Origin of the sequence: Veillonella parvula (assembly GCF_902810435.1) — a bacterium.
GTDB lineage: Bacteria > Bacillota > Negativicutes > Veillonellales > Veillonellaceae > Veillonella.
Genome location: NZ_LR778174.1, coordinates 1461501 through 1467500, shown reverse-complemented (window position 1 = coordinate 1467500; position 6000 = coordinate 1461501). Strand labels below are relative to the sequence as shown.

Here is a 6000-nt window from a genome sequence, read left to right as displayed (position 1 = left end):
TCGAGCAGGGACGAAAGTCGGGCTTAGTGATCCGGTGGTGCCGAGTGGAAGGGCCATCGCTCAACGGATAAAAGCTACCCTGGGGATAACAGGCTAATCTCTCCCAAGAGTCCATATCGACGGGGAGGTTTGGCACCTCGATGTCGGCTCATCACATCCTGGGGCTGAAGTAGGTCCCAAGGGTTCGGCTGTTCGCCGATTAAAGTGGTACGTGAGCTGGGTTCAGAACGTCGTGAGACAGTTCGGTCCCTATCCATCGCGGGCGTAAGAAACTTGAAGGGGGCTGCTCCTAGTACGAGAGGACCGGAGTGGACGAACCGCTGGTGTACCAATTATCCTGCCAAGGGTACAGTTGGGTAGCTACGTTCGGGACGGATAAACGCTGAAAGCATCTAAGCGTGAAACCAGCCTTGAGATGAGGTTTCTCATAGCAAAAGCTAGTAAGATCCCATGTAGACGACATGGTAGATAGGCCAGGTGTGGAAGAGCCGTGAGGTTTGGAGCTGACTGGTACTAATCGATCGAGGGCTTTACTTAAGCAGCGTAACCAACTTGAAGGAGCAACGCGACGCACAAGTTGCGTGGAGTCGCTTACGTCGAAACGTAAGATTTCACGATGTGAAATCCACAGGCTTCGACGCAATCCTCCAGACGTGTACTTTGAGTATGGGACGCAACATATAACAAAACATTAAGCAGAATGTGCAACAAATATATATACTTCTATGTGGTTTTCAGAGTACAAACTCTGACAGATTCAGTGGCGATGGCTATGAGGATCCACCTGTTCCCATCTCGAACACAGTAGTTAAGCTCATAAACGCCGAAAGTACTTGGCTGGAGACGGCCTGGGAGGATAGGAAGCCGCTGATTGACTAAAAGAAAAAGGTCTACCTAAAGGTAGGCCTTTTTCTTTTTGCTAGTCTTCGACTAGCTAACCCTACTAGAGCAGCCTCCAGCCAAGGTTGTAGAGGTTGTATCTATGTACGTGTCCGTGTAAGACGGCCCTGGGAAAAGCAGGGCAGTAGAAGATGGAGGAGTGAAACGACGACAGATTCACTGCATCGCTTTCTTCCGAACGTAAGATTTACCGAGCTGCGAAGCAGAGAAGGGAAATCCACAGTGAGGATTGATAGGAAGCCGCGGCTAATGGTAGTATCTAACTAATCCATACGGTAACGAGGCACAACGTGCCAATGTTACCGAACCGTAAAGCAGTTGAGCTACTTTAAATATATGTAAATAAACTTTATCTAATCGATACCGCGGTGCGCAGCACCAATGGTATCGAACCGTAAACTAGTTGAGCAACTCCATATTTATGTAAATAACAAGCCCCATGATCACAAAATCATAGAGCCTATATATTAATAACAACTTATTAGGAATTTAATATATATACAAAAAAAGAGCTGCCTAAGCAGCTCTAATTCTTTATTATTCTACACCAACCATTACGCTAGTGGATTTGATAACAGCGACAACTTCTTTGCCAACTGCTAAGCCTAATTCTTTAACGGATTGAATAGTAATGTCAGCAGTAACAATATTATTATTACCTACGTTGATTTTTACGATTGCATTTACAGCGCCTTCTTGGATCTCAACGATAGTACCTTTTAATTGATTTCTTGCACTTAATTTCATGGATATCTCCTTAAAAAACAATACAAAAAGTATATATATTATAATATTTTGCATATAATTTGTGATATACATTACATCACAAATTATATGGAGCGGGCGAAGGGAATCGAACCCTCCTCTCAAGCTTGGGAAGCTCGCATTCTACCGATGAACTACGCCCGCACGATGTAAATATTGTATCATATATTTACATATACATTCAAGTAATCATAGATATATCTATGATTATACCTATAGTAGTAAATGTATTGAATTACTTTCAATCTAGATGTATAAAATAATAGAAAAGGAGGAATTCGTATGTCAAAAGTATATAAAGTTCATAAATGGTTATCTATCATTTCCTTAATTTTCTTCTTAATGTTTTGTATTACAGGATTAGTACTCATGTTTCGAACTGAGTTAAATGCATGGGCTCAAGGTGGAACAATACATCATTCATCAGCTATAATGTCGATGAATGAACATGAAGAATCTATATTTAAGTATGCTGATCAGGGGGCACTACTTGTTAAACAGAAATATCCATCAAAAGATATTTTGAATATATCCCCTGCTATGGGGGCTACACATATTTTACGGTATCGTATTATTGAATCTACGGCTACGGTAGCACCTCCAGCTCGCATGGGAATGGGTGGGGATTATGTTTTATATAATCCTATATCTAAAGAACTGATTACTTCACATAATGAGCCTCCTGTACATCCTTGGATTCGTAGTATGTTACATACTCTTCATCAATTACATACACGATTAGATTTAGGTAAAATTGGCATATATATTGTAACATTCTTATCATTTTTATGTAGTCTCACTATTATTTCAGGGATTTTTTTATATGGTCCATTTCGTAAAAGTTATTCTAAAGCCTCTGTTTTATCTAAGAAAATGAAAATAGGTGTATTACATCGTGAATTCTCAATAGTTGCAACGGTCTGGGGATTTATATTATGTATAACAGGTGTATGGATTGGGGGCTTTTTTATTGCAAATGATAACTATAATGCCGATGTACTTCATAATGCTAAACAGGAACTTTCGATTGGACAATCTGAAATATTGCAACCATCAGAAGCAATTTCTCGTATAATGAAAGTATATCCAGATCGACAAGTTATTTCTATGGATTATCCATCTAAGTTTAACAATTACCATTATGCATTTTATTTAGGTGCAGAAAATGATGATGATCCAGCTATGTTTCTTGGACAGCCTGTATATGCTAACTTGTATGTCGATTCTAGTAATGATAGATTTTCTACTAAAGCAGTTCCATGGTATTTTACAGGTATGACGACTATGATTAACCTACATATTCATAATCATAATACGATGGCTCTGAAGATATTGTGGGCTATATGGGATATTGTTCTCATTATTGGTATCGTGACTGGACTTATGATGACTATTATTAGAAAGTATAAAAAATCAGATGTAATTCTATCTAAAGTATCGGTAGAGGAAAAGCATATTTGGCGTACACCATTATTTTGTAGTATATCTGTTCTTATAGGATTGCTTCTACCACTTTGGCAAAATCCTGTTATGAATACGATTGCTGCTATTTGTTTAACTGTATCACTTATTGTATTTTTTATCTCTTTACTTAAAGAAAGTAAACAATATTGATTATTTTCGAACTGAAATGATATAATAATAAATATAGTTGTTTTTATATACATAAAAATACGTATTATTATTTATGACTCAGAAAGTGGTAGTTATTATGAATTTTATAAAAGCATTTTTCCAGTCAGAGTCTGCTGGTGGGATATCCTTGCTGTCCGCTGCTATTTTAGGCGTTCTTGTGGCGAACTCACCGATTGCAGCACAGTATTTTGCAGTCATGCAAATACACCTTGGTCCAATGACTATACTGGAGTGGGTAAATGATGCCTTAATGGCTCTTTTTTTCCTTTATGTTGGTATAGAGATCAAGAAGGAAATGATTTCTGGGGAGCTTGATACGAAGGCGAAACGTGTGCTTCCCGTATTAGCCGCATTTGCAGGTGTTATTACGCCAGCTATTGTGTATTATTTTGCGGCTGGATATATGCCAGAATATAGACATGGTTGGGGGATTCCTACCGCTACAGATATCGCTTTTGCTATAGGCGTTATTACAATGCTTGGTAATAAGGTATCTACAGCGATGAAAGCCTTTCTAGCTGCATTAGCTATTATTGACGACTTGATTGCCATAGTCGTTATTGCTCTCTTTTATGGGGCAGGCGTTAATTTTATGGATTTAATAGCTGCTGCGGCTGTAACTGGTTTACTGATTTATACTAATAAGCAAGGCTATTTAAGACCACTTCCGTATTGTGTTCTAGGATTAGTTCTTTGGTATTTAGTTTTAAAATCTGGTGTGCATGCTACCATTGCTGGTGTTGTACTGGCTATGACAATTCCTTTTAAAGGTAAAGTTATAGATAAGGTAGTATATCCTATGGAAGAATGGGCCCATGCTTTACGCAATTGGGTAAACTTCTTAATTATACCATTATTTAGTTTTTTAAATGCTGGTGTATCCTTTGCTGATTTTTCCATAGATAATTTATTCCATCCTGTAATCATAGGTGTTTCATTCGGTTTAATCTTAGGAAAACAATTAGGTATATTCTCTGCCGTCTACATTTTGGTTCAATCTAAGGCAATTAAGATGCCTACAAAAACGACGTGGCCTGAAATTTATGGGACAGCTATTTTGTGTGGTATTGGCTTTACTATGAGCCTTTTTGTTGCTACACTGGCTTTCCCACCAGGTATAACACAAGAAATGGCTAAGGTAGGTATCTTTATAGGATCAATCACGGCAGGCTTGCTAGGTGCGATTGTCCTAATTTTAGCTTATCAAATACGCAAGATGCGTGGTAAAATTTAATAAAATAATCTTTTGTAAGTATAGAAAGGATTCAAATGGAACGCATTTTTGTTTTCTTACGTTCTCCAGGTGCAGCTACATCTGTACTCCTAGGAGCAACAGTACTCGCTTTAATTTTAGCGAACTCTCCATCATCTGAACAATACTTTCAAATCGTTAATCACCATATAGGTAATCTAACAATTTTAGAATGGGTTAATGATGCATTGATGGCAATCTTCTTCCTTTTTGTAGGTCTCGAAGTTAAGCGTGAATTAGTATCAGGTGAGCTTAATACTAATGCTAAGCGTGTGATGCCAGGCATTGCCGCATTATTTGGTGTTCTAACGCCCGCTTTTATCTACTACTTAATTGCAGGTTTTCATTCTGAATATATACATGGTTGGGCAATACCAACTGCTACGGATATTGCATTTTCCATCGGTATTATATCTGCATTAGGCTCTAGAGTACCGAATTCAATGAAAGTATTTCTAACAGCTCTTGCCGTTATAGATGATTTGATTGCTATCATCGTAATTGCAATCTTCTATGCGTCAAGTATTCACATGATGTATTTAGGTGCAGCTGTCGTAGTTGTAGCTGCTTTAATCTATTGTAATAAGCAAGGATATGTACGACCTTTACCATATATCATTCTAGGGTTTATCCTTTGGTATTGTGTATTAAAATCTGGTTTACATGCAACTATGGCTGGTGTAATCTTAGCTATGACAATTCCTTCAAAAGGCAAACGAGGCCGTAAGTATGTTCGCCCAATGCAACATTGGGAACATTTATTGTCCAATTGGGTTAGTTTTTTAATTGTACCAATATTTGCATTCTTTAATGCTGGTGTAGATTTACGTAATGTATCTGTTAATGACTTAACGCATCCTGTAGTGCTTGGTGTTGCATTAGGCCTTATTATAGGGAAACAAATAGGTATTTTTGGTGCAGTATTTGCGATGGTGAAATGTGGCCTTGTACCAATGCCGACAGAAGCTAATTGGAAGCATGTATATGGTACTGCGATTGTATGTGGTATAGGCTTTACAATGAGTATCTTCGTATCTATCTTGGCATTTGAACCCGGTCACGCTCAAGAAATGGCAAAAGGTGGCGTTATACTTGGCTCATTAATCTCTGCATTATTCGGCTACATCTTCTTAAGACTTGTTGGTGCAAACCGAAAAGAATGTCATATTGGTGTATACCATAACTGCTAAAATTGAATAAAACTATTAAATCTCCATTATAGACTGAAGAGTATTTCCGACTTTAGAAGTAATCTAAGCGAATATTCTTGCAGGATATAATGGAGATTTTCATTGGTATCTTATAATTTTATGATATATATGTAATACACCCTTAAAACTATACTATAACTATAATTTAATATATATGAATTATTGATATTAATAGAACTTTTATGGTTTATAGATTATTTAAAACTGTATAGTATACTACTTAATGTAAGGTGAGGT

General features: G+C 37.5%; 4 protein-coding genes, 1 tRNA gene and 2 rRNA genes (1 of these 7 cut by a window edge). 5 read left to right on the top strand and 2 right to left on the bottom strand.

Annotated features, from left to right (window positions below; genetic code table 11):
- A 23S ribosomal RNA gene (locus FNLLGLLA_RS06670) occupies positions 1–537 on the top strand (it extends 2398 nt beyond the left edge of the window).
- A 219-nt stretch (positions 538–756) separates the two neighbouring features.
- A 5S ribosomal RNA gene (gene rrf, locus FNLLGLLA_RS06665) occupies positions 757–873 on the top strand.
- Positions 874–1437: 564 nt separating this feature from the next.
- Here the strand turns inward: rrf and FNLLGLLA_RS06660 are convergent.
- Both FNLLGLLA_RS06660 and FNLLGLLA_RS06655 read right to left on the bottom strand, forming a co-directional pair.
- Positions 1438–1647: a TOBE domain-containing protein gene (locus FNLLGLLA_RS06660; protein ID WP_004693239.1), complete on the bottom strand. Its 210-nt coding sequence runs from the start codon at positions 1645–1647 to the stop codon at positions 1438–1440.
- Positions 1648–1735: 88 nt separating this feature from the next.
- Positions 1736–1809, bottom strand: a tRNA-Gly gene (locus FNLLGLLA_RS06655).
- A gap of 138 nt (positions 1810–1947) precedes the next feature.
- On the opposite strand from FNLLGLLA_RS06655, the gene FNLLGLLA_RS06650 reads away from it, so the two are divergent.
- From FNLLGLLA_RS06650 to nhaA (FNLLGLLA_RS06640), 3 genes are all read left to right on the top strand, one after another.
- Positions 1948–3279: a PepSY-associated TM helix domain-containing protein gene (locus tag FNLLGLLA_RS06650; protein WP_008600513.1), complete on the top strand. Its 1332-nt coding sequence runs from the start codon at positions 1948–1950 to the stop codon at positions 3277–3279.
- A 97-nt stretch (positions 3280–3376) separates the two neighbouring features.
- Entirely contained in the window at positions 3377–4534 is a 1158-nt protein-coding gene (gene nhaA / locus FNLLGLLA_RS06645) for a Na+/H+ antiporter NhaA (RefSeq protein ID WP_004693243.1), read from the top strand.
- A 35-nt stretch (positions 4535–4569) separates the two neighbouring features.
- On the top strand, positions 4570–5742 hold the full coding sequence (gene nhaA / locus FNLLGLLA_RS06640) for a Na+/H+ antiporter NhaA (RefSeq protein WP_024060197.1): 1173 nt from the start codon (positions 4570–4572) through the stop codon (positions 5740–5742).
- The last annotated feature ends 258 nt before the right edge of the window (positions 5743–6000 follow it).